The 24,393-nt window shown below is 37.8% G+C and carries 20 protein-coding genes; 4 read left to right on the forward strand and 16 right to left on the reverse strand.

The features are described 5' to 3' along the window. Nucleotides 1-126 precede the first annotated feature (126 nt). Nucleotides 127-1,092, forward strand: a complete 966-nt coding sequence (locus ACIQZA_RS08685) for an AI-2E family transporter (RefSeq protein ID WP_400932451.1) — start codon at nucleotides 127-129, stop codon at nucleotides 1,090-1,092. On the opposite strand, the gene ACIQZA_RS08690 is transcribed toward ACIQZA_RS08685, so the two are convergent. From ACIQZA_RS08690 to ACIQZA_RS08725, 8 genes are all read right to left on the reverse strand, one after another. Continuing rightward, the gene (locus ACIQZA_RS08690) at nucleotides 1,076-1,465 is read right to left on the reverse strand and encodes an FxsA family protein (protein WP_400932449.1); all 390 of its coding nucleotides are present in this window, start codon (nucleotides 1,463-1,465) and stop codon (nucleotides 1,076-1,078) included. The two genes, ACIQZA_RS08685 and ACIQZA_RS08690, sit on opposite strands and share 17 nt — an antisense overlap. 471 nt (nucleotides 1,466-1,936) lie before the next feature. After that, nucleotides 1,937-3,697 (reverse strand): pyruvate kinase, encoded by a 1,761-nt coding sequence (gene pyk / locus ACIQZA_RS08695; protein ID WP_400932447.1) that lies wholly within the window; start codon nucleotides 3,695-3,697, stop codon nucleotides 1,937-1,939. A gap of 28 nt (nucleotides 3,698-3,725) precedes the next feature. Continuing rightward, nucleotides 3,726-4,685, reverse strand: a complete 960-nt coding sequence (pfkA, locus tag ACIQZA_RS08700) for a 6-phosphofructokinase (protein ID WP_400932445.1) — start codon at nucleotides 4,683-4,685, stop codon at nucleotides 3,726-3,728. Between the two features lie 278 nt (nucleotides 4,686-4,963). After that, a complete protein-coding gene (locus ACIQZA_RS08705) occupies nucleotides 4,964-5,920 on the reverse strand; it encodes an acetyl-CoA carboxylase carboxyltransferase subunit alpha (protein ID WP_400932443.1) in 957 nt (318 codons plus the stop codon). Then, a complete protein-coding gene (gene accD, locus ACIQZA_RS08710; protein WP_400932441.1) occupies nucleotides 5,913-6,761 on the reverse strand; it encodes an acetyl-CoA carboxylase, carboxyltransferase subunit beta in 849 nt (282 codons plus the stop codon). Before accD ends, ACIQZA_RS08705 begins: the two co-directional genes overlap by 8 nt. 21 nt (nucleotides 6,762-6,782) lie before the next feature. Beyond that, a complete protein-coding gene (locus tag ACIQZA_RS08715; protein WP_142508792.1) occupies nucleotides 6,783-7,424 on the reverse strand; it encodes a FadR/GntR family transcriptional regulator in 642 nt (213 codons plus the stop codon). Nucleotides 7,425-7,715: 291 nt separating this feature from the next. Continuing rightward, the gene (gene dnaE / locus ACIQZA_RS08720) at nucleotides 7,716-10,799 is read right to left on the reverse strand and encodes a DNA polymerase III subunit alpha (protein WP_402882133.1); all 3,084 of its coding nucleotides are present in this window, start codon (nucleotides 10,797-10,799) and stop codon (nucleotides 7,716-7,718) included. 492 nt (nucleotides 10,800-11,291) lie between these two features. After that, complete coding sequence (locus tag ACIQZA_RS08725) at nucleotides 11,292-12,236, reverse strand: DHH family phosphoesterase (RefSeq protein ID WP_400932437.1); 945 nt, start codon at nucleotides 12,234-12,236, stop codon at nucleotides 11,292-11,294. Nucleotides 12,237-12,326: 90 nt separating this feature from the next. Here ACIQZA_RS08725 and ACIQZA_RS08730 point away from each other — a divergent pair, with 90 nt between their 5' ends. Then, nucleotides 12,327-12,632 carry a YtpI family protein gene (locus tag ACIQZA_RS08730; RefSeq protein ID WP_142508789.1) on the forward strand — a complete coding sequence of 102 codons (306 nt, stop codon included), beginning with the start codon at nucleotides 12,327-12,329 and terminating at the stop codon, nucleotides 12,630-12,632. Nucleotides 12,633-12,892: 260 nt separating this feature from the next. On the opposite strand, the gene ACIQZA_RS08735 is transcribed toward ACIQZA_RS08730, so the two are convergent. Together ACIQZA_RS08735 and ACIQZA_RS08740 are read right to left on the reverse strand one after the other, a co-directional pair. Further along, on the reverse strand, nucleotides 12,893-14,200 hold the full coding sequence (locus ACIQZA_RS08735; protein ID WP_142508788.1) for a DRTGG domain-containing protein: 1,308 nt from the start codon (nucleotides 14,198-14,200) through the stop codon (nucleotides 12,893-12,895). Between the two features lie 152 nt (nucleotides 14,201-14,352). Next, nucleotides 14,353-15,036: a metal-dependent hydrolase gene (locus ACIQZA_RS08740; RefSeq protein ID WP_400932434.1), complete on the reverse strand. Its 684-nt coding sequence runs from the start codon at nucleotides 15,034-15,036 to the stop codon at nucleotides 14,353-14,355. 228 nt (nucleotides 15,037-15,264) lie between these two features. On the opposite strand from ACIQZA_RS08740, the gene ACIQZA_RS08745 reads away from it, so the two are divergent. Next, nucleotides 15,265-16,353 (forward strand): M24 family metallopeptidase, encoded by a 1,089-nt coding sequence (locus ACIQZA_RS08745; protein WP_400932432.1) that lies wholly within the window; start codon nucleotides 15,265-15,267, stop codon nucleotides 16,351-16,353. Nucleotides 16,354-16,440: 87 nt separating this feature from the next. Here ACIQZA_RS08745 and ald read toward each other — a convergent pair whose 3' ends face one another. Then, nucleotides 16,441-17,556 carry an alanine dehydrogenase gene (gene ald / locus ACIQZA_RS08750; protein ID WP_402882130.1) on the reverse strand — a complete coding sequence of 372 codons (1,116 nt, stop codon included), beginning with the start codon at nucleotides 17,554-17,556 and terminating at the stop codon, nucleotides 16,441-16,443. Between the two features lie 380 nt (nucleotides 17,557-17,936). Here ald and ACIQZA_RS08755 point away from each other — a divergent pair, with 380 nt between their 5' ends. Then, complete coding sequence (locus tag ACIQZA_RS08755) at nucleotides 17,937-18,386, forward strand: universal stress protein (protein ID WP_049667487.1); 450 nt, start codon at nucleotides 17,937-17,939, stop codon at nucleotides 18,384-18,386. Between the two features lie 443 nt (nucleotides 18,387-18,829). Here the strand turns inward: ACIQZA_RS08755 and ACIQZA_RS08760 are convergent, their stop codons facing one another. The 5 genes from ACIQZA_RS08760 to mbcS form a co-directional block, all read right to left on the reverse strand. Then, nucleotides 18,830-19,759 carry a class I SAM-dependent methyltransferase gene (locus tag ACIQZA_RS08760; RefSeq protein WP_400932428.1) on the reverse strand — a complete coding sequence of 310 codons (930 nt, stop codon included), beginning with the start codon at nucleotides 19,757-19,759 and terminating at the stop codon, nucleotides 18,830-18,832. Nucleotides 19,760-19,848: 89 nt separating this feature from the next. Beyond that, complete coding sequence (gene tpx / locus ACIQZA_RS08765) at nucleotides 19,849-20,352, reverse strand: thiol peroxidase (protein ID WP_400932426.1); 504 nt, start codon at nucleotides 20,350-20,352, stop codon at nucleotides 19,849-19,851. Nucleotides 20,353-20,768: 416 nt separating this feature from the next. Then, nucleotides 20,769-21,386: an RDD family protein gene (locus ACIQZA_RS08770; protein ID WP_400932424.1), complete on the reverse strand. Its 618-nt coding sequence runs from the start codon at nucleotides 21,384-21,386 to the stop codon at nucleotides 20,769-20,771. Nucleotides 21,387-21,398: 12 nt separating this feature from the next. Next, nucleotides 21,399-22,412, reverse strand: a complete 1,014-nt coding sequence (sppA, locus tag ACIQZA_RS08775; protein ID WP_402882127.1) for a signal peptide peptidase SppA — start codon at nucleotides 22,410-22,412, stop codon at nucleotides 21,399-21,401. A gap of 378 nt (nucleotides 22,413-22,790) precedes the next feature. Continuing rightward, nucleotides 22,791-24,380, reverse strand: coding sequence for an acyl-CoA synthetase MbcS (gene mbcS, locus ACIQZA_RS08780; protein WP_402882125.1), 1,590 nt, complete (start codon nucleotides 24,378-24,380; stop codon nucleotides 22,791-22,793). Nucleotides 24,381-24,393: the final 13 nt, after the last annotated feature.

The raw sequence follows: 24,393 nt of genomic DNA on the forward strand, positions 1-24,393 counted from the left end.
CTTTGTGAATGAAAAACCTCCGAATAAAGAAAAAGGTGCACGAGCGATTATAAATAAGTTTTAAAAGAGATTCTTTTGTGCATTTCAATTTTAAATTATCATTTGAAACGGGGTGAATTTGTAAAAATGAGGAATATTAAATATTTTTCATACGAAAAGACTACAAGTATTTTGTTTTTCATATTCTATTTGGTAATATTGTGGTTCGTATTACCTGTATCTCTTGCGATTTTTTTGTCTTTTTCCACTTATCCTATTATAAAATTTCTTCATTCTTATTGTAGAATTACCTATTGGCTTGCAGCAATTATTGTGGAAGCACTTATACTAGCTTGCGTTTTTCTTCTCGTTATCATATCGATAAACAGTATTATTCTTGTCTTCCCTGAAATCAGAAATACATTACAAAATTTCCCGCTTTTTACTGAATATGAATCAATGTTCATCCAAGTTTTAAAGGAAAAATCACTTTCTATTTTCGATTCAATCTTTTTATACACAGCTAATATTTTCCAGCTATTCATGAAGCATGTAATTGAAGTATTTATATTCCTTATTGCTTACTATTTCGCCCTATTGGAAACGCGCAAATCCCGATATTGGTTTTTTCAATATGTGCCAAAAAAATTCCGCAATGAATGGCAGAAGCATTTTTCTAAAATAATGCAGCTATTTCATTACTTTTTGTACGTGGAGTTTCAGCTATTCACGATTACACTGCTCATTCTTTGTGCGGGATTTATGATTCTCCAATTTGAACAAGCCATCATTAAAGCTTTTATAGTTGCATTTGCAGATGTACTTCCGTTCTTTGGGATTGGCGTATTCCTTGTACCCATGAGCGTTTATTTTTACTTAAAAGGCAATACCTTTTTATGTGCAGCTATTTTACTTTTGTATCTCTTCGTTCAATTAACAAGGCAGCTAGCTGAATCCATGCTTTGGTCAAATACATTACAATTACGTACATTCCATACTTTTTTCATCAGTGCTGCCTCTATTTTATTATTTGGTTTTTACGGCATTTTACTGAGCCCTATATTTTTATTTTTGGCGGTTAAACTAAAGGATAATGCTATTTTTGAACGATGATAAATTGACCTTTTTTCATCCTTTTCCGCATCCAATAATAAAAGATTGGCTGGAACATTTTACGAGAAAAAGGCATGAGTAATAATAAACCAACAAGATCTGTTATAAAACCTGGTAATGCTAGAAGTACACCACCACTGAAATTTAATACTGTATCAACTAATGCTGGCCCCGGAGCTTCTCCGCGTGCTATCGTATTTTTTACCTTTTGTACAGAATTCATACCTTTATTTTTCACTATATAAATACCTATAATACTCGTAGCGACTATAAGCAATAATGTATTTAGAACACCAATATTTTGACCAATTACTATTAATAACGCCAACTCGGCTAATGCATAGACAATGAAACCAAGAAGTACTTTTCTCATATTTTTCTCCTTTCTAGTTGAAAATGCTATACCTTTTATACGTTATTATAGCCCATTAAGTTTCATTTAAAAAATTATGGGCCCTATTAAAGAGAAAACGACGTTATTCTTTTTATAGTAATTTCTCATTTCATGAGGGAACGATTTTTACGTTTGTTAAATATTGTTTTAAAACTAGGTCATCACCATAACGTGTGGTTGATTTCCGTTCCGGCTGGGTGCTTTCCTGGGGGCGTCCGATGAGCCGCTTCACTCTCCATGGTCTCATCTGTGACGCTAATCCCCCCAAGGAGTCACCCAGCCTCCACTCCAATCAACTTATACACACGACATACTTTTTAACAAATTGTCATCTCTTGATTCCGGTGATAAACCGCAAAATGCTATTTACTTCATCTTTATAAGAAAAGCTCTAGTACAATTATTTGTACTAGAGCTTTTTGTTATAGATAATAACATTTGCTAAAGAAGTTAAAGAACACTTGCATGCCCTTTGTAAATAACGCCTGTTTCAGCATCCATTGTAATTTCTTGACCATGGCGAATCAATGTAGTCGCTTCTTTTACTCCGACGATAACAGGGATACCAAGGCTTAGTCCTACAACCGCTGCATGACTTGTTAGCCCGCCCTCCTCTGTAATCAAACCACTACAATTTTCAAGTGCTGGCATCATATCACGATCTGAGCCAACCGTTACTAAAATGCATCCGTCTGTATCATATGCTAGTGCCTCTGCAGCATTTTTTGCAACAACTGTTTTACCTACTACTGAAGCTTTACCAATTCCTTGACCACGAGCTAATAAATCTCCGATGATGTGTACCTTCATTAAGTTAGTAGTACCTGCTTCACCAACTGGTACACCTGCCGTAATGACAACTGCATCACCGTGCGTTACGAAACCATGCTTCAAGCTTTCATCAACAGCTAGTTCTAAAATTTCATCTGTTGTCGTAACTCGTTGACATACAACTGGGTTCACACCCCAAACTAATGTTAATGCGTGAGCTGTATTAGAAGAACCTGTTACAGCGACAATCGGTACACCAGGACGATATTTTGCAATCATTCTAGCTGTGTTACCACTTTCTGTTGGTGCTAATACTGCCTTCACACCTAAGTTAATCGAAGTGTATGCTACTGCCTGAGAAATCGCCTCGGTCATGTTCGCCTCTTTTTCACGACTACGAGTAGAGACGATTACCTTATAGTCTAATGAATTTTCTGTACGCTGTGCGATTTTATTCATTGTTTGTACGGACTCTACTGGATAAAGCCCTGCTGCCGTTTCACCAGACAGCATAATTGCATCTGTACCATCGATAATTGCGTTTGCTACGTCACTAGCCTCTGCTCGAGTTGGACGTGGATTACGCTGCATCGAATCTAACATTTGTGTAGCTGTAATAACTGGTTTACCTACTTGATTACATTTTAAAATTAATTTCTTTTGTACAAGTGGTACTTCTTCTGCCGGAATTTCTACACCTAGGTCACCACGCGCTACCATTAATCCATCTGAAACTAAGATGATTTCATCGATATTATCGACACCCTCTTGGTTTTCGATTTTCGGGATAATTTGAATGTGGTTACCACCATTTTGTTCAAGTAATTCTCGAATTTCTAGTACATCCTTTGCTCGACGAACGAACGAGGCTGCAATAAAATCAACACCTTGTTTAATACCGAATAGAATGTCCTGTGCATCTTTTTCTGTAATTCCAGGAAGCTGTACAGAAACGCCCGGCACGTTAACACCCTTTTTATTTTTTAAGATACCTGTATTTTCAACAATCGTATGAATAAGTCCTTTTTCCATATCTTTTGCTAATACACGTAATTGAATAAGTCCATCATCTAATAAAATAATAGAGTTTTGCTCAACGTCCTCGATTAAACGATCATACGTTACAGAGAAGCTTGACTCAGTTCCTTCAACTTCAGTCATTGAAATATCAATTACTTGCCCTGCTGCTAAATGCAATTCTCCGTTTTTCATATTATGCGTACGAATTTCTGGACCTTTTGTGTCGAGTAAAATTCCAACTGGTTTCCCAAGTTTTTGTGCTACTTCGCGAATTAAATTAATACGTACTTCGTGCTCCTCATGAGAACCATGCGAAAAGTTTAAGCGGGCTACATTCATACCTGCTTCAATTAGTTTCTCTAAAACTTCTGGTGACTCACTTGCTGGACCAATTGTACATACGATTTTTGTTTTTCTCATTTTCTGCCCACTCCGTTTTTATGACAAATTATATTGATAGTTCTTTCATTAAAGTATATAAACTTACTTCTGCCTCATGATTTTTTTCGAAAGCCTCAGGCATATCGTAGTCAATAACTTGATGATTGCGGATACCTACCGCCCTGCCAGATTTTCCTTCCATCAGCAATTCAACTGCATGTGCACCAAATTGACTCGCTAAAACACGATCACGCGCAGTAGGTGAACCGCCACGTTGGATATGTCCAAGAACAGAAACACGCGTTTCTTTTCCTGTTTTTTCAAATAAAAGCTTCGCCAATTCGCTACCAGACATGACACCTTCAGCGACGATAATAATGCTATGCTTTTTCCCGCGAGCTGCACCACGGTCTAAGCGTGCCACAATGTCATCCAAATTATAATCTTCTTCTGGAATTAAAACTGTTTCAGCACCAGCTGCAAGACCTGCCCATAAAGCAATGTCCCCTGCATCTCGCCCCATTACCTCAACTATAAAGGAATTTTCATGGGAAGTTGCTGTATCGCGGATTTTATCAATCGATTCCACGACTGTATTTAGTGCAGTATCGAATCCTATAGTATACTCGGTTCCAGGTACGTCGTTATCAATTGTTCCTGGTACGCCTACAACAGGAAAGCCTTTTTTCACTAAATCCATAGCTCCACGGTAAGAACCATCACCACCAATAACGACTAGTCCTTCAATGCCAGCTTCACGCATATTATCAATGCCCCGCTGCTGAACAGCGTCTTCTTTAAATTCAGGACATCTTGCTGAATTTAAATGTGTACCACCACGTTGAATAATGCCACCTACTGAACCTAAATCGAGATTTTCCATATTACCATTTATTAAGCCATCATAGCCATGCTTAATTCCGACAACATCAATTCCATGATATGCTGCTTTACGAACGACTGCACGAATGGCTGCATTCATTCCTGGCGCATCTCCACCACTTGTTAATACGGCAATTTTTTTCATTGTCGAACCTCCTGCAGATACTATTATTATTCACATTAACATGAAAAAACAAACTATGTAAGGGTTCTGAGGCTAGAAAAACATAACTTTTACATAAAAAATAAAAAGAATGCGCTTTCACACACTCTTTCTATTCAAAAATATCCGAAATTTAACATCCATTCAATATATTTCCCTTATTTTTTCATGTTATTCACTCTAATTTTTTTATTAATACGAATCATAATTTCTAACTATTTTCGAGCAAATTTACATATCCAAAAACTTAAAATTGTAATTTAAGCTTCTGTATATTGTCCAATCTTTTTAAATTTCTCATAACGGTCTTCAATTAATTGTTGGCCATTTAAAGAATTCAATGCTTTAAGTGTATCACTTATACATTCTTTTATATTAAGTGCTTGTTTCGCTACATTGCGATGTGCTCCGCCTGTAATTTCAGGGATAATTCCATCAATAACACCAAGCTCTTTTAAGTCAGGTGCTGTTATACGCATTGCTTCTGCTGCTTGCTTCGCTAGGCTACCATCACGCCATAAAATCGACGCAGCCCCTTCTGGCGAGATAACCGAATAAGTTGAGTTCTCTAACATAAAGACACGATTTGCTACACCTAATGCAAGTGCACCGCCGCTTCCGCCTTCCCCAATAACGATAGAAATAACCGGCACTGTTAAGCCCGCCATTTCGACGAGATTTCTAGCAATCGCTTCACTTTGACCGCGTTCTTCAGCTGCTTTACCCGGATAGGCACCTTTCGTATCAATAAAACAAATAATTGGACGCTTAAACTTCTCAGCCTGTTTCATTAAGCGTAATGCCTTACGATATCCTTCAGGGTGTGGCATACCGAAATTTCGACGGATGTTTTCCTTTGTAGATTTTCCGCGTTGGTGTCCAATAATTGTTATCGGCTGTCCCTCAAAAAAAGCAATTCCTCCAAGAATAGCTGCATCATCACCAAATGTACGATCACCATGTAACTCAATAAAGTTTTCACAAATAGCCTCTATATATTGTAAAGTTGTTGGTCGTTCTGGATGTCTAGCAACCTGTACGCGATCCCATGGCTTCATATTGGCATAAATAGATTGTTCAAGCTGTATTAGACGTGTTTCAAGCTTTTCGATTTCGCCTGTCATATCTACATCTGCTTCGGAAGCAATCGTTTTTAATTCATCAATTTTTTCACGTAATTGTACTACTGGTTCTTCAAAAGCTAAATTTTTAGACATGTTGCACGCCGCCTTTCGTATGCATTTTTACAAGCACCGTTACTTGGTTTCGTAAATCTTTTCGATGGAAAATGGCATCAAGCTGACCATGCGCTAGTAAAAATTCTGCCGTTTGGAAATCACTTGGTAGTTTTTCTCTTACTGTTTCTTCAATTACACGACGACCAGCAAAGCCAATTAATGCTTGTGGCTCCGCAATATTAATATCTCCAACAGAGGCAAAACTCGCAGAAACGCCACCTGTTGTAGGATGCGTGAGTATTGAAATAAACAACAGACCCTCATCACTATGACGTTTTAATGCAACACTCGTTTTTGCCATTTGCATTAATGATAGTACGCCTTCTTGCATGCGCGCTCCGCCACTTGCAGTAAAGATAATAAACGGTACACGTAATTCAGTAGCTTTTTCAATGGCACGTGTAATTTTTTCTCCAACAACTGAGCCCATTGAACCCATACGGAAATGAGAATCCATAATTGCAACTACAATTTCTTCTCCATCAAGGGCGCCTCTTCCTGTCAGTACAGCTTCATTTAATCCCGTTTTTTGTTGATCCGCTGAAATTTTTTCAACATAAGCAGGGAAATTAAGCGGATTACTTGTTTGTAAATGATCGTCCATTGAAACAAATGATCCTTCATCTAAAAAACATGCAACGCGCTCCTGTGCTGTCATTTTGAAATGATGGTCACATTTCGAACATACTTTATCATTTTTTTCTAATTCCTTCGTTAATTGAATGTGACGGCATTCTGGACATTTTGTCATAAGTCCTTCTGGAAATCCCTTTTCTTGTCCATCCTCTTTCTTTTTAGTAAATAAGCTGCGAATTGCCATGTTTGACTCCCCCTTTGTTGTCTAATTACTTCGTACAGTCTTCATCCATTGCTCGTAAGCTTTTAATGCTTCTTTTTCATATCCTAGCTGCATCGATTTCAACATTGTTTGAATGATTATTTTTTCTTCTTCTGTTGAGTTTCGATTTAATCGGTCACCGTCATAAACTGCTAACTGAAACCATACTTTTAGTGAAAGACGATTTCCTGACGTGATTATTATTTCCCGTAAAACGTCCCGACAATTAATCGCGCTTTCTATCTCTAGCTTTACAAAAAAACTGTCCCACACAGGTAGTGTTCGTAGAGTCTCTGTACAACTTATTACGCGAACGGCTTCCTTTTCATGAATTTCTCGCGTTAATTCGACATCCTTTTTTGATTTTTCATCTTCTAATATAAACATCGACAGTATTTCCACTAGCTGATGTTTATGTGTGGACGCTAGGAAAGTACCTCCCCCATGTTTCGTTTCAATAAGACCCAACAACTCTAAGCTTCGCAATGCCTCTCTCACGGAGGATCGCCCGACACCTAGACGTTCTGAAAGGACTCGTTCGGAAGGTAGCTTTTCACCAGCCTGTATTTTTTCTAATTTAATAAGTTGTCGTAATTGTTGGACGATATCTAAAAAAACTTTCTTTTGTTCGGTTTTTTTATCCATACGATCAACTCCCCGTTCTATCTATTTTGCCTTAGATTATTTGTAGCTGTCGCTTCGCTTTCGCACAGATAAACAATGCATCCAAAGGCTTTATCTTCATTCAGCAGGTGTTTGGATACCTATTGAAAAGAAAGGAAGTCCACCACTTCCAAAAGATGGAATCTCCTACTGAATGAAGAAAAAAGTGGTCTGACCACTTTTCAACATTGACTCTAGCTTACAAAATAATTATTAAAAAGTAAAGAAAAAACTGCATAAAGGATTATGCAGTTTCTAAATTTTTCTTTAATTTCATATTCTTTTCGTCGTTTGCGCATGTTTTACTTTCACTTGAGGTTTACCAAAGCGCCTTTCAATAGTTCCCTCAATGTAAAGCATTTCGTCTACTAGTAACAGCTCTTGAACAAGATGGAAAACTTGCGGGAATAATGTTACAGATACCGTTCCAAACTCATCCTGAAGCTGAACAAAAGCCATTTGCTCACCTTTTTTTGTGCGTATTTTTTTTACTTCTTCTATTATGCCAATCATTTTTACATACGTTCCCTCACGAGCATGCTTCAACTCTCGGCACGTACTATTTACTTCATTCCAAAAAGCTCTTTCCTCTGAGACCGGATGTGCAGAAATATAAAAACCAAGACTCTCCTTTTCATGAAGTAATTTTTCCTTTTGTGGCATCGCTTCCGCTTCCATATACTTCGGCTTACCAAAACTAAAGGCAGTAGCAGATTCTATATCAATATCTTCAGTTGGTCTTAGCAGTTCAGCATGCTTTAAGGTTGCCTCCAATGTAGCTATTAGTACAGCACGATCTTTACCTATATAATCAAGAGCTCCAGCAAAAATTAAAGATTCCATTACTTTTGGTTTAAAATGCTGTGCACTTAAAGCAACTGCCAAGTCAAATAAATTATCAAATGCTTCTGCATTCGTTTGGCGTAAGGCATTCACCTTCTCTATAAATGTATGAGGCACTCCCTTTATTCCTGATAAACTATAGCGAATTCCATCCTTTTCAACAGTAAAAAATTTTGTGCTCTGTTTTAATGACGGTGGATAAAATGGAATCCCCTTCTCTTTCGCCTCACTCACAACCTGTAGAATTTTCTCCACATTTCCTGTTGCATTTGATAAAAGTGCTGTATAAAAGCTTTGTGGGAAATGTGCTTTTAAATAAGCCATTTGGTAGGAAATAACGCTGTATGCGACAGCATGGCTTTTAGGGAAACCATAGTCTGCAAAGCGCACAATTAATGCATACACTTCCTCTGCCACATGAACGTCAAAGCCTTGCTTCATTGCTCCCTTTACAAATGCGGCACGTTGCTCCTCTAATACTTGACGATTTTTCTTACTTACCGCCCGACGCAGTAAGTCCGCTTGTCCCATCGTAAAACCAGCCATCACCGAAGCAATTTGCATAATTTGTTCTTGATAAATTATGACACCAAACGTATCGCGTAATATGGGTTCTAAAGCTGGATGTAGCATAGTAACCGATTCCCTTCCTGCTTTTCGTTTTGCATATACAGGAATAAAATCCATTGGACCAGGGCGATATAACGCGTTGATTGCCACTATATCTAAAAAATGATTTGGATGAATATCACGTAAAGCTTGCTTCATACCTTCCGATTCTAATTGAAAAATTCCTAATGTATCGCCCATTTGAAGAAGTTGAAATGTCTTTTCATCTTGCATGGGAATAAGCTCAAACTCGATCCAAGGACCGCCAGCTTTATAAATCGACCAACGTATCTGCTCTAAAATTGTCAGGTTGCGCAATCCTAGAAAATCCATTTTGACAAGCCCACTAGCTTCTACATCTCCCATCGGCCATTGCGTACAATATACGCCATCATGTCCTTCTTCAATCGGTATCGTATTGACTAATGGTGAAGGCGACAGCACAATCCCTGCCGCATGAGTAGAAGAATTTCTTGGCAACCCTTCTAGTTTTAACGCCACTTCAAACCAGCGCCGATGTTTTTCATCCTCGGCTAGCCAGCCTTGTAAACCTTGTGATTCGGCCAGTGCTTTTTGCAATGTTATCCCAGGTTTATTCGGAATCATTTTCGAAATTTTCTCCAATGTTTCAGCGTCAAAACCAAAAACACGGGCAACATCTCTAGCAACTGCCTTAGCGGATAAAGTACCAAACGTAATAATTTGCGCTACATTTGCCTTTCCATATTTCTGAGTGACATAATGAATAACTTTTTGTCTTTTACTGTCGACAAAATCGATATCTATATCTGGCAGTGTAACACGTTCAGGGTTTAAAAATCGTTCAAATAATAAGCCGTAAACTAACGGATCTACTTGCGTAATAGATAAGCTATAAGCCACCAGTGAACTCGCCGATGAGCCACGACCAGGACCTGTTAAAATACGATTTTCTTTAGCAAAATGCATGAAATCTGCAACAATTAAAAAATAATCTGCAAAGCCCATTGCACAAATAATTTCAAGCTCATATTGAAGTCGCTCCCGATAAATTTGAGGAATTTCAGTTTGCTTTAAACGTTCTGCCAATCCTGCAAAAACCTCTTTGACAAGTAGGCTTTCGGCTGTTTCTCCTGTTGGGACAGGAAATTTAGGCATTTGTACGTACATTTCAGGAATTTCCGCCGTACAGCTAGCAAGCATCATTGCACTAGACTCAAGCCATTCTGGATGATCAGCAAACCAACTTTGCCATTCCTCTTTCGTTGGGGCGAAATAACCTTGTAAATAAGCTGATAACATTGTACCGGTAATCTTGTCACCTGAATCTATCGCTCTTGCAACCTCAAAGGCAAAATGATCCTCTGGACGTAAAAAATAGCAGCTCTGAGAGGCAACTAGTGTTATGTTCAAAGTTTCACACCATGCTACATACGCTTCTTCTTTTTCTGCTATCATCCCTGCAGGTCTTGCTATACCCATAAATAAACGGTTACCAAATACCTTGTTTAGAGCACTTGCTACTTCAGTCCAATCCTCAATTTCTATTAAGTTATCCGAAGAAAGTAATGCCACACAGCCCGCTGCATATCCTTCAAGCCATTTCCAAGGAAGTGCATCATCCTCTCGAATTGAAACTGCACTACTAATCTTTAAAAGATGCTGGTAGCCTTCTTGCGTCTGAGCATAGAGCACAAGTGGAATCTTTCTTTCTTGCCACTGTACATTTATCGTGAGCCCTATTACAGCATGAATATTCGCTTGCTGCAATGCTTTACAAAAAGGCAAAAGCCCGTACAATTTTGAATTGACGATTGCACAGGCCTGAGTATTTTGCTCTTGTAAAAAAGGGATCAATTGTTCAAGCCGAATCGTACTTTTCAATAAATCCGCACTCGTATGCATTTTCGTGTATACATGTGTCAAATGAATCCCTTCCTTTCTAGGTATTTAAAAATGTTAATTCAAAGCTTTATTATTATGACAGAAGCACGTTCTTATTCTGTTGAGTTTACAAATTATCGCTAAGTATTGGATAATCACCATGATGAGTGGTTGGTTTCCGTTCCGGCTGGGCGCTATGTAGCTGTCGCTATGCTTTCGCTACAGAAAACATTTGCCGCTGACGCTTCGCTTTCGCGCAGAGCAGAGCTTCCTGGGGGCGTCCGATGAGCCGCTTGGGGCAACAGATGTTTTTTGTGCGAAAGCGTAGTGTAACGTAGCGGCAGCAAAACGAAGGCGTTATCACAGGACGTGATGCTTTTAGCCTTCGTTCCCCTATTTGCTCGCTCCAGGGTCTCATCTGTGACGCTGATCCCCAAGGAGTCGCCCAGCCTCCACTCCAATCAACTTAAATATGGCATACGAGTTTAACAAATGTCATCCACAAATTTTAGTGATGAGCCCAAATATTTATGTTTATTGATACGCCTTACAAATTTCCTGTAATCGTATTATTACACGCTCTGCTTCTTCCCATGAGTAAGCTGTAGCCCCAGATGCAAGAGGATGCCCTCCACCGTTAAATTCCTTCGCCAAAGTGTTAATGATAGGGCCTTTTGAACGTAAACGCACTCGAATTTGATCGTTCTCTTCAATGAAGACCACCCATGCACAAATACTTTTCACACTTCCAAGACAGCCAACTAACAGTGACGCCTCTGACGGTACAACATTGAATTCTGCCAGCAATTCCTTTGTCAGCTTGATATGCGCTGCTCCATACTCATCCATTTTGAAATTTTGATAAATATAGCCCTGTAAATTTAATAGCTTTTGATCCATTTCATACATTCCATCGAAAATTTGATTTCGATCAAAATTATATGTAATAAGCTCTCCTGCAATTTTAAACGTTTTTACGGTCGTGCTAGGGAATTGGAAACGTCCTGTATCCCCTACAATACCGGCAAATAATAATCTAGCGGAGGCATCAGGTAGAATCCAGTTTGCTTCTTGTTTCCCTTCCTCAAAAAGCTCATAAATCATTTCACTACAAGAACTCGCATTCGTATCCACCCAAAGTAAATCACCATACGGATCATCATTTGGATGGTGATCTATTTTTATGATCATTTTTCCTTTTGTATAGAGTTGATCGTCAACACGTTCAGTATTAGCCGTATCTGTCACTATAACTAAAGCATCGTCGTATATATCATCCGTAATGTAATCTGGATATGCTAAAAATGATAAAGATTCATCATGCTCACCTACAGCAAAAACCTTCTTTTCCGGATAATTTGCTAAAATAAGCTCTTTTAACCCTTGCTGAGATCCATATGCGTCTGGATCTGGACGCACATGGCGATGAATAATGATTGTTTCATATGAAGCAATTGTGTCGATGATTTGTCTTTTCAAATTAATTTCCCCCAAAATGATAGTAATAACCGTTAGCATTTTTCTCTAATTATCGTTACAATAATGACTAGTTATGCTAGGAGGTTTACTATGCTCAATTTAATATTTGTATTTGCAATAATCATATCATTTGTTTTTTATTTTTATTTTAAAACAAAACAGTTTCGTTCTTCATTACCAATCGCTAAAAATTGGTACAAAAGTAAAGCTAATGTAAGTTTCGGTACATTTATCCTTTTATTTGGTTTAAACCAAGCCTATTTATTCCCTGGGTTATATACATTTATTATTGTAGCAATTCTTATCGTTTTAGGCATCTTTGTTGTTATAGAAAATATTAAAAGGGTTCGTCATTACGGTCAATTTGTTGACGAGGAGTACCGAATTAACCAATAAATAATCAATTATGCACCGGCATAATTGCGTATGAAATCGGCTTTGTGCTTAGGGCAGCATATATTTTTTTGTGCGAAAGCGTAGCGGCAGCAACAGATGTTTTTTGTGCGATGCGTAGTGCTAACGCAGCGGGAGCGGCACCGATGCAGGTCAGTTAGCTGTTATAGGCTAATAACTCCCCTCCGATTCCGTGACACCCGCTGAAAGAAGTGAAAGGGATGGTCTAGCATTTACCCTAGACCATCCCTTTTTGTGTTTACTTAACGTTCCAGTAGTTGGAACATCATCATAGCCTTCCCAACAAGCATTTGTTGATTAAACACTTCGAAGTCCATTTTCACAAACTTACGACTCATATCTAATATTCGAGGCTTTACAGTAAGTGTACTTTCCATTTGCACAGGCTTGATGAAATAAATCGTCATGTTTTCGGCAACTGCATCCCCACGTTTACGGCGCTTTAATGCGAATGAGCCAACTTCCGCTAACAAAGTTGTGAATGCTCCATAAGAAATTGCACCGTATTGGTTTGTCATTTGTGGTGTTACTTTAAAATCTACGATTAATTCTTCATCGCCAAGTACCTTCATCTCGTTTTTCACTAAATCATCAATCGTTTCACCATGCTGCGGTTGTCTTTGAGCAAGCTGAAGCGCTTTTAGTACATCTTGTCGACTAATCACACCTTGCAAAATATTGTCATCATCAACAATTGGTAATAGGTCAATCCCTTCCCAAATCATACGATGTCCTGCAGAGGCAACGCTCATTTTCATCGATCCAGCAATCGGATTTTTTGTCATAACCTTATCAATTAGCTCGTTTTCTTCTCGACCAATAACGTCTTTTACGGTAATCATCCCAACAAGCTTATTGTTTGCTGTAACAACGGGAAATGCACCATGAGTTGTTCGTTCATTTAGCTTTTGGAAATGATGAATTGTTTCATCATTTCGAAGAACAGAAGTATCTGTCATCGGCACAAAAATATCTTCAATAAATAAAATATCTTTTTTGATTAACTGGTCATAAATTGCGCGGTTAATCATTGTTGCTACGGTAAAGGTATCATAGCTTGTTGAAATAATCGGTAAGTCCAAGGAATCTGCAAGTAACTTGTTTTCCTCAGTTGTATCAAAGCCCCCTGTAATTAAAACAGCAGCACCAGCTCGCAGCGCATTTTCATGTGCTTTTATACGGTTACCAACGATGAGCAAGCTCCCAGCATCTGTATAACGCATCATATCTTCTAATTGCATGGCACCAATAACAAATTTCGTTAACGTTTTATGTAGACCTGTTTTTCCACCTAAAACTTGGCCGTCTATAATGTTAACTATTTCAGCGAAGGTTAATCGCTCAATATTTTCTTTCTTTTTCTTCTCAATACGAATTGTTCCAACACGTTCTATAGAGCTTACTAAACGTCGATTTTCCGCTTCTTTAATGGCGCGGTATGCCGTTCCTTCACTCACCTGCATTTCCTTTGCAATTTGACGTACTGAAATTTTATCACCCACGGGTAATGATTCGATGTATTGTAAAATTCTCTCATGTTTTGTAGACAAAATATCACCTATTTCTCAAGCATCAAATTCTGCTCTTAGTGTACCATATTTTTTATTAAAATATTTAATGTAAAGTGATAATTTGTTTTACTTTTCCCATCGTTTCAACTACGCACGTGGTGCCAACTCATATAGTACAGCAGTGTCACTAATTAGGAACAGTTAACTTTTTCACCTACTTTTAAAGTTTGAACCTCTGCATTTTGCACTAAATCTGCAAAAATTTGTGGATCCTGCTCGATTGGAGGGAATGTATTGTAATGAATTGGTACGACAATTTTCGGCTTCAAAAATGAAACTGCACAAGCAGCATCCTCTGGGCCCATCGTAAAATTGTCACCAATCGGTAAAAATGCAATATCAATAGGATGGCGTTCTCCAATTAATTTCATATCACTAAACAAAGCTGTATCCCCTGCATGATAAATCGTTAAGTCTTCGATAAATAATAAAATTCCAGCAGGCATCCCCATATATATAATTTCATTATTTTCTGTTACAAATGACGAACCGTGGAACGCTTGAGTAAACTTCACTTTACCAAAATCAAATTCCTTAGCTCCCCCTATATGCATTGGATGCGTTTTAACTCCTTGCCAAGAAATCCAATTGGCTAGCTCATTCGGTGCAATGACAAGCGCATCTTTTTTCTTCGCAAGCTCCACTGTATCACCGACATGATCATTATGGCCATGTGTAAGTAAAATAATATCCGGAGCCTCATCAGCAACCTTTAAATCTGTTAGCCCATTCCCGTTAATGAATGGATCTATTAATATTGTTTTCCCATTTGATTGAATTTTAACAACTGAATGTCCATGATAACTAATTTCCATATAAGTTTCCTCCCAGCAGTACATATTGTGCCACATCATTTTTATTCGCTATCCATGCGATTTTTCCCTTTTTTTGATATGCTAGTACAGAGAATAATAGATACTTTCCTAACAGGTATACCTTGTAGGAAACAATTATTCATTTCGTTGAAGCCCCATGCCGGGGAGGCTATAAATTTAGCTAAGCACTTGAAGTTTTTTTCAATGCAATAAGAGGAGGAACTGTGTATGTTAAAGGTTGAAGAAATTCAAAACTATTTACAACAAAACCAAATTGATGCCGCTTTCGTAACGACACCTGATAATGTTTTTTACGTTTCAGGCTTTAAAAGTAATCCGCACGAGAGATTACTTGGCGTGATGATTTTTAAAGAGGCAGAACCTTTTTTGATTTGCCCCAAAATGGAAATCCCAGATGCGAAGGATGCAGGTTGGCCTTATGAGGTCATCGGTCATCAAGATACTGAAAATTCAATGGAAGTTCTTGCCCAAGCTATTAAAGCTCGTAATGTTAACCCACAAACATTTGCTATTGAAAAAGCTCAGCTCATCGTAGAGCGTTTAGAAGCCCTACAACAATCATTCCCGCAGGCTAGTTTTGTTCGTCTCGACGAAAAAATCAATGCTATGCGAGTAATTAAAGATGAAATTGAATTAGAAAAATTACGTAAAGCTGCAGAACTAGCTGACTATGCTATTGAAATCGGCTGTAAAGAAATTGCTGAAGGCAAAACAGAAATGGAAATCTTAACTGCGATAGAAAGCGCTATTCAGGATAAAGGCTGCAAGATGTCCTTTGAAACAATGGTATTGAGCGGTCCAAAAACAGCCTCTCCACACGGTAAACCAGGTGCTCGAAAAATAGAAAAAGGCGATATGATATTATTCGACCTTGGCGTAATTTACGACGGTTATTGTTCTGACATTACACGTACGGTTGCCTTTGGTGAACCTAGTGAGGCACAAAAGGAAATCTACAACACAGTACTAGCTGCTAACACAAATGCAATCGCAACTGTAAAACCAGGTGTTCGCGCAATGGATTTAGATAAAATCGCTCGTGATACTATTACTGACGCAGGCTATGGCGAATATTTCACACATCGACTTGGTCATGGACTCGGCATTTCTGTACATGAATTCCCTTCTGTTACAGGCGCTAATGAAATGACTATGGAAGAAGGCATGGTCTTCACAATTGAACCAGGTATCTATAAATCCGATGTGACTGGTGTCCGCATTGAAGATGATGTGGTAGTAACAAAAGATGGCGTAGAAATACTTACAAAATTCCCGAAAGATTTGATTGTACTGTAAGTTTATTTAAGGAAAAGGAAGCAACCAACATGCAACACAAAAGGAAGCACTCATAATTAAACATGGTGCTTCCTTTTGTTATGTTACTTATTGAATTAATTCATCAACATTTACATATGGCAAACCTTGAGAATCTGCAACAGCCTTGTAAACAAGATGTCCATCTATAGTATTAACACCTAGTTTCAGTGCAGCATTTTCAACACACGCTTGTCTGTAACCTTTATTCGCAATTTGTAGCGCATAAGGAATTGTATTATTTGTTAAAGCAATTGTTGATGTACGTGGTACAGCTCCTGGCATATTTGCTACTGCATAATGCACAACTCCGTGTTTTACATACGTTGGATCATCATGTGTCGTCACTCGATCAGATGACTCAAAAATTCCGCCTTGGTCAATAGCAATATCGACTACTACTGAACCCGGTTGCATTGACTGAATCATTTCCTCAGAAACAAGCTTTGGTGCTTTAGCTCCAGGAATTAAAACTGCCCCAACTACTAAATCTGAGTTTTTCACTGATTCTGCAATATTATAAGGATTCGACATTAATGTTTGAACATCACGGCCAAATAAATCTTCTAATTGACGTAAACGCTCTGGGCTTAAATCAATAACCGTTACATCAGCACCCATTCCTACAGCTATTTTCGCCGCATTTGTTCCAGCTATACCGCCACCGATTACTGTAACTTTACCGCGTGGTACACCCGATACGCCGCCTAGTAAAATACCTTTACCTTCATGATTTTTCTCTAAGAATTGTGCACCAATTTGCGTTGCCATTTTACCAGCAACTTCACTCATTGGTGTTAAAAGTGGTAAGGAACCATTTGCTAATTGCACTGTTTCATAAGCAATGCCTACAACTTTTTTATTTAAAAGTGCCTGCGTTAATTCAAGCTCTGGCGCTAAATGTAAATAAGTAAATAAGATTTGACCTTCATAGAAGTAATCGTATTCTGATGCTACGGGTTCCTTTACTTTCATAATCATTTCTTGTGCCCATGCTTTTTTTGCTGTCTCAACAATATGAGCTCCTGCAGCAACGTAGTCTGTATCTGTAAAGCTTGAGCCTAAACCTGCTCCAGATTCAATGTACACTTCATGGCCTGCATTCGTTAATGTAACAACCCCTGCTGGTGTCATAGCTACACGGTTTTCATTGTTTTTAATCTCTTTTGGAATACCAATCTTCATCTTCCCTGTCCCCTTCCATTACCTAAAAAATAAGCACATTTTTGTTACATACTCTTCGATGTATTGATGCACCCCTTGCACTTCCATATTACCAAACATAAACAAAAAATGCTTTAATTAAAATAATAATAGATAAAATTCCTAATATTCTAACAACAGTAAACATTCCAATTAATATATTGGTAATTAGTTATTCTCGTCGATAAGCGATTTTCTGGAGAATGCCTCGTAAGTAACAAAAAAATTGCTTTTTGATAGTAATTTTTATTTTTTTGTGCATGTAAATGCCTTCACTTCTTCACATTTTTTCTTCCGGAAAGTATTTCCTTTAGAAAATCATTTGGTATAATCAACATATACAAATCAGGGAGGTAATTCAAATGGCTAATAAATATAAAAGCATTGTAGTTGCAGTAGACGGTTCTAAGGAAGCTGAATACGCTTTCCGTAAATCGATTGATGTAGCAAAACGTAACGAAGGTGCTGTATTAAATTTAGTAAATGTTATTGACACACGTTCATTCGCTGCAATCGAAGCATATGATCGTTCAATTGCTGAGCGTGCTCAAGCATTCTCTGAAGAGCTATTAAATGGTTACAAAAAACAAGCTGAAGAAGAAGGCTTAACAAATGTTAACCTTGTAATTGAATACGGCTCACCAAAAAATATCATTACAAAAGAGCTTTCTAAAATTGTAGACGCAGACTTAATCATCTGTGGTGCAACTGGTCTAAATGCAGTAGAACGCTTCCTAATCGGTTCAGTATCTGAAGCAATTGTACGCTCAGCTAAATGTGACGTACTTGTAATCCGTACACCTGAAAATTAATTTTGTCTTACATAAAAGGTATCCAATTTTGGGTACCTTTTTCTTATTGTTGAAAAACCTTTATGACTTTAAGATTAATGTGTCCTATTAAATAAGGCAATTGTTCTACACCATGCAGTGAATTGACATCGGAAGCTATAATATTAAAAGATTTGATTATTTATTAGGTAATGACTCATCATAGAGAAAAACGGGAAAGTTAAGACGCTCCTTCCAGTGCTAAGCGGGGTTTTTCTACACTTCGCTGAAGCTTCGTTATATCATTAAGTGACACGCTAGTGCATTGGTTGATTGGAGTGAAGACTGGGCGACTCCTTGGGGATCAGCGATAGAGGAACGAAAATCACCCCTCTCGTTTTTGCGACGACTCGAAGTAAAAGCTATTTTATATTTATTCTTTTAGCGCAAACTAAAAGGTATCCTATTTTGGATACCTTTTATACTTATTTCCCTTCTTGCCACATCTTCACTTTTTCGAAGAACATAGCAAGAGCTTGTTTATTTTGCATGTTTGGTACTTTTGCTAATAGTACTTCTTTTGGAGCATTGAATTCCTTACCTTGCTTTTGCAAAATGACAATGCTCTTTTCAAGTGCTTTATTGGCGAACATTGTATCTGGTAATTGAATAATCGCTTGAATCCAAGCATGCTTTTGAATGTATTTATGCAGTTGTTTCGACTGCTCAGACTCGAAGAGATGGGTTGGTGCTAAGAAAAATAAGTAGCCACCATCCTTTGTGTAATTAATGGACTGCTCAATAAATAAGTGATGTGCATAACTCATTCCTTCTGAAGCACATAGTTCATAATCTAATGCGACTTCTTCATTCGGATAATACCCGACCGGTAAATCACAAACAACAGCATCTGCAGGATTTACTAATAAATCTTGTAAAGTATCTTGACGGAATAGGGAAACGGGTTGCTCTGTCAAATCAGCTGTAGCAGCAGCTATACGAATAAGTAGCTCATCAACTTCTACACCTGTAGCTTCTGTTTTTCCGTCTAATAAATTCATAACTGTTAATAGTAAATTCCCTGTACCTACTGCTGGATCTAAAATAGATATTTTTTCTGTTTCTAGACGCTCTGCAAATAGTTGCTCCACAAAATAACCAACTAATAATCCAAGAGTATCAGGTGTCATTTGGTGATTCGGCTGAGAACCTTTTCGCATTCCCTTTAAAACAGCAATTTGAATTGCTTTGCGCACATCTTCCTTTGTAGCACCGTCTTGTGAAAAATTAACTTCCCCATCTAACCATGCCTCTAAACCATCTAAAATCCCCTCTAGCAATGTAACATTATGTTCTTTTTCTATCTTTTCAGCATGTTCATTTAGCATACCAAATAACTTTTCGATATTTTCCATACACAACTTCCTTTCAAGCAGAAAAGAGCCGTGACAAAAACTTGTCACAGCCCCTTTGTCTAGTAATATCTTAGCCTAATATCAATAAATTATGCTAGTGCTTTGACAGCTGCAATTGCCGCTTCATAGTTTGGATGGTTTGTTGCTTCAGGAACATATTCCACATATGTCACTTTGTCATTTGCATCCACAACAAACACCGCACGCGTTAGAAGGCGTAATTCCTGGATGTAGACACCGTATGCTTCACCAAATGAAAGATCACGATGATCTGAAACTGTTTGAACAGCATCAATGCCCGTTGCACCACACCAACGTTTTTGAGCAAATGGAAGGTCAACAGATACCGTATAAATAACTACATTGTCACCTAAATTTGCTGCTTCTTCATTAAAACGACGTGTTTGTGCATCACAAACACCAGTATCTAATGATGGTACAACGCTAAATAAACGAATTTTCCCCTCTGAATCTTTTAATGTAACAGGTGATAGATCATTCGCTAATACAGTAAAGTCTGGTGCTTTGTCTCCAACTTTTACTTCGTTACCTACAAGTGTTACTGGGCCATTTTTAAATGTTACTTGTGCCATATAAACGCCTCCTAATCTTCATATGTACATAATATTACTAAATGGAGGGAATTAATTGCAACTAAGACAGCTCATCAAAATAGTTTTGAAAGAATTTTTTCGAACCTGTTCTACCATACTTGCTTATGATTGCACCATTTTCCAAGCTCATCACCATAATATAGGGTTGATATTCGTTCTGACTAAGCACTTTTCGAAGGCGTTATCACAGAACGTGATACATTTAGTCTTCGTTCCTCTATTACTAATCCCCAATGAGTCACCCCGCCGGAACGAAGATCAATTTTATTCATTGTATACGTTATAATAAAATGTCATCCCAACTTTCGGGGCTTTTCTCCAATGAACTAACCATTAATCACCTCTATCCTCACAAAAATAAAAGCTGTCTCACCGTAATGAGACAGCTCAAGCCATTATTCTTCGTTATGTTTTTCCAGCTTTTCAGGTTCTGGTTTTTCCTCTAGAGGTACAGATTCAGTCTTTTGCTCTTTGATTGGCAAAGATGATTGTACAATATCTTTTTCAATATAAACTTTTTCATGAACGACTGTTGTATCCGCGAAAAAATCATGTAAACCTTGATTGTTTGGTAAAATGCCTACAAGAATATAAAGTGGCATGAAAATGCTGTTGATGATACGCCCTATCCAATCACGGAATAACACATCTGACCAAGTAAGCTTATCATGCTTTAATGACATAACACGTAATCCAAATATCATTTTCCCTAATGTTTGCCCAAAAAACTTCGTCATTAATACGAAATAACTGTAATAAAGAATAGCGGATATAATCGAAATCGGTGCATACCATACAGACTCAGATAATGACCAATCCATTAAATAAAAAATTGGGTTAACGAGAATTCCAACTATAGCTGTAATAACGAATCCATCTAATAAAAATGCCCAAAAACGTATCCAAAAGCCTGCCGTTTTTAACGCATAATTTTTATTCGTAGTTGGTTTATCTATTAGGAACGTATTCTCCATAGAGGGTGAACCTTGCATAACAATATCATTGTTTGTCATTGTACTCCCTCCTTAGTTTTCGCCATATAAGTACATCATTTTTGGTGCTTTATAATCTGCCATAATTTTCATCAACATTTTTTCCTCTGCTGAAGGGCCAAACATTGATCCAATCTTCATCCCAACATATGATGGCCAACCACCCGTCTCATATGAATACTCAAATAATTCTGCGTCCTCTAAACTAAAGTCTTTACGCATTGCAGTAATTGCTGCTTCCTCATCGCCAATCTCATCTACTAAGCCCGCTTCAAGAGCCTTCTTACCACTAAGAATTCGACCATCGGCAACTTTTTTCACATTAGCTTCAGACATATTACGACCTTTTGCCACAATATGAACGAATTCCTGATAAGTTTCATTAATCATGTCTTGCATCATAGCACGCTCTTCCGGTGTCACTTCACGCATTGGGCTAAGCATATCTTTATGTTCACCAGATTTAAACGTTTCATATTTAATACCAACTTTTTCTGCTAACGCCTGATAATTAATAGATTGCATAATGACACCAATCGAACCTGTAATTGTATCACGTTGCGCAAATATTTTATCTGCAGGGGCTGAAATATAATAACCACCTGAAGCTGCCATCGAATCCATAGTTACATAGATTGGAATTTGTCTCTCTTCTTTAATTTCCATGAGTTTTTTATAGATTTCAGCTGATTCCTTTACTCCGCCACCTGGCGAATTAACACTTAAGACGATACCTTCCACAGTCTTATCACTTAAAATATTTTCTAATTGATCTAAGAAAAATTGATGATCATAAGAAACTGGTTCCCAAAACGAACTTGAGCCAACATCTTGAATCGTACCATCAACCTTTAAGTATGCAATACGTTTATCCATTTCGCCACTTTCTTTAACTTCTTCCATCACAGATAAATCGTTTCCCTCCACCAAGCTATCAAAATTACTAAAGAAATTCGATTTAAAAATTGCAAAAATTGTGTTGATCCCTAATGAAAACACTAATAGTACACCTGCAATTATTAAAGCGGTCCACCTTTTACCATTCATATCTTTCCGCCTCCTCATAACGTTATACGATTGATATCCAAATTTGTTTCATACTTATTGCAATAATATGCTTAGCACCATAACATGGGGTTGATCTCTTGCGAAAGTGCATCGTTATCACAGAATATGATACTTTTAACCTTTGTCTCCTCTACTCGGCTTACTCAGGTCTAAATCTATGACGTTTCCAATCCACTTAGAAACAAATTACACATTTTAACAAATTACATTTCCAAATTTTGGTAACTGACAAATACTATGCAAAAGCTTTAACCAATCTAACTTATTCAACCTATACTACATTATCTACTATAAAAAAAAAATCAAAGTTCATAAAAAAAGCAGGAACTTTGATTTTCGACATTATTTCCTAGGAAATCAACGATGATTACTATATTGGATTTTTTCTTGCTCACGTAATTCGACACGCCGAATTTTGCCTGATGCAGTCTTTGGTAGCTCAGTAACAAACTCAATAGCACGAGGATATTTATAAGGGGCAGTTAAAGTTTTTACATGGCTTTGTAGTTTTTTTATTAGCGTTTCATCACCAACTACTCCATCAGAGAGCACAACAAATGCCTTCACGAGATTTCCACGAATTTCATCCGGACTCGCGACTACGGCCGTTTCTTTTACTGCTGGATGCTTCAATAACGCATCTTCTACCTCAAATGGACCTATCGTATACCCAGACGAAATAATGACATCATCTCCACGTCCTTCAAACCAAAAATAGCCATCTTCATCTTTATATGCACGATCTCCTGTAATATACCATTCGCCCCTAAATTGTAAATTTGTACGTTCGGGATCGTTTAAATACTTCTTAAATAACGCGGGTGATTCACAGTGCACAGCAATATCTCCTACTTCTCCAATTACAGTAGGATTTCCAAAATCATTAATAATTTCAACCATATTACCTGGAGTAGGTCTACCCATTGAGCCCATTCTAGCCTCCATCCCTACCATTGTTCCAACAAGTAATGTATTCTCTGTTTGTCCATAACCATCTCGTACTTGTACATTAAAGACCTCGGAAAATACTTTTATCACTTCACTATTTAAAGGTTCACCGGCTGACACAGCCTGACGTATCGTACTTAAATTAAAGTCTTGCAAATTTTCAAGACCTGCCATAAATCTGTATTCGGTCGGTGTGCAACACAGAATATTAATATTGAATTTCTCAAGCAATGAAAGGTATGTTGCCGCATCGAAGTGACCTTTGTAAACAAATGCTGTCGCACCACTTCCTAATGTAGCAAGGAACGGACTCCATATCCATTTTTGCCAACCTGGTGCTGCGGTAGCCCAAACAATGTCACCTTCTTGTACACCTAACCAATTTGGAGCAGTAGTTCGCAAATGCGCATAACCCCAGCTATGTGTATGAACCGCTGCCTTTGGATTGCCTGTTGTACCACTCGTATATGCTAAAAATGCAATGTCTGTACTCTTAGTCGGTGTAGAACTTATGTAAGTCGTCGGTTGATGTTGCATTTTTTCAAGCAATGGCTGCCAAGGTTCATGTGCATGACCAATGACAAACTGTTGTATTTCTTGTAAACTTCCCACATTATCGAATTGTTCAATATAAGGTTCAAATGCAACAACGCCTTTTGCATTGGCATGATTGATTCGATATTCAATATCCTTAGTTCTTAGCATTTCTGAGCTGGGTATAATGGTTAAGCCTGCCTTTAAGGCAGCAATATAAACGATATACGCTTCAACTGATCTTGGCACCATGACCAAAATAACATCACCTTTTTTTAAACCTTGAGATGTAAATACATGTGCTGCCTGGTTTGCCTTTTCAAGTAAAGCTCGATATGTTAAATATTGAATTTCCTCATCTTCGTTATAAACTAATAATGCATTTTTAGTAGAATCCTGTGCATATTTTTCAATTTCATCTGAAATGTTATACCACTCTGGTGCGATTAAATCTTCTCTTTTCATGGCAAATGCCCCC

Source organism: Lysinibacillus sp. NPDC096382 (assembly GCF_044762845.1).
Lineage (GTDB): Bacteria > Bacillota > Bacilli > Bacillales_A > Planococcaceae > Lysinibacillus.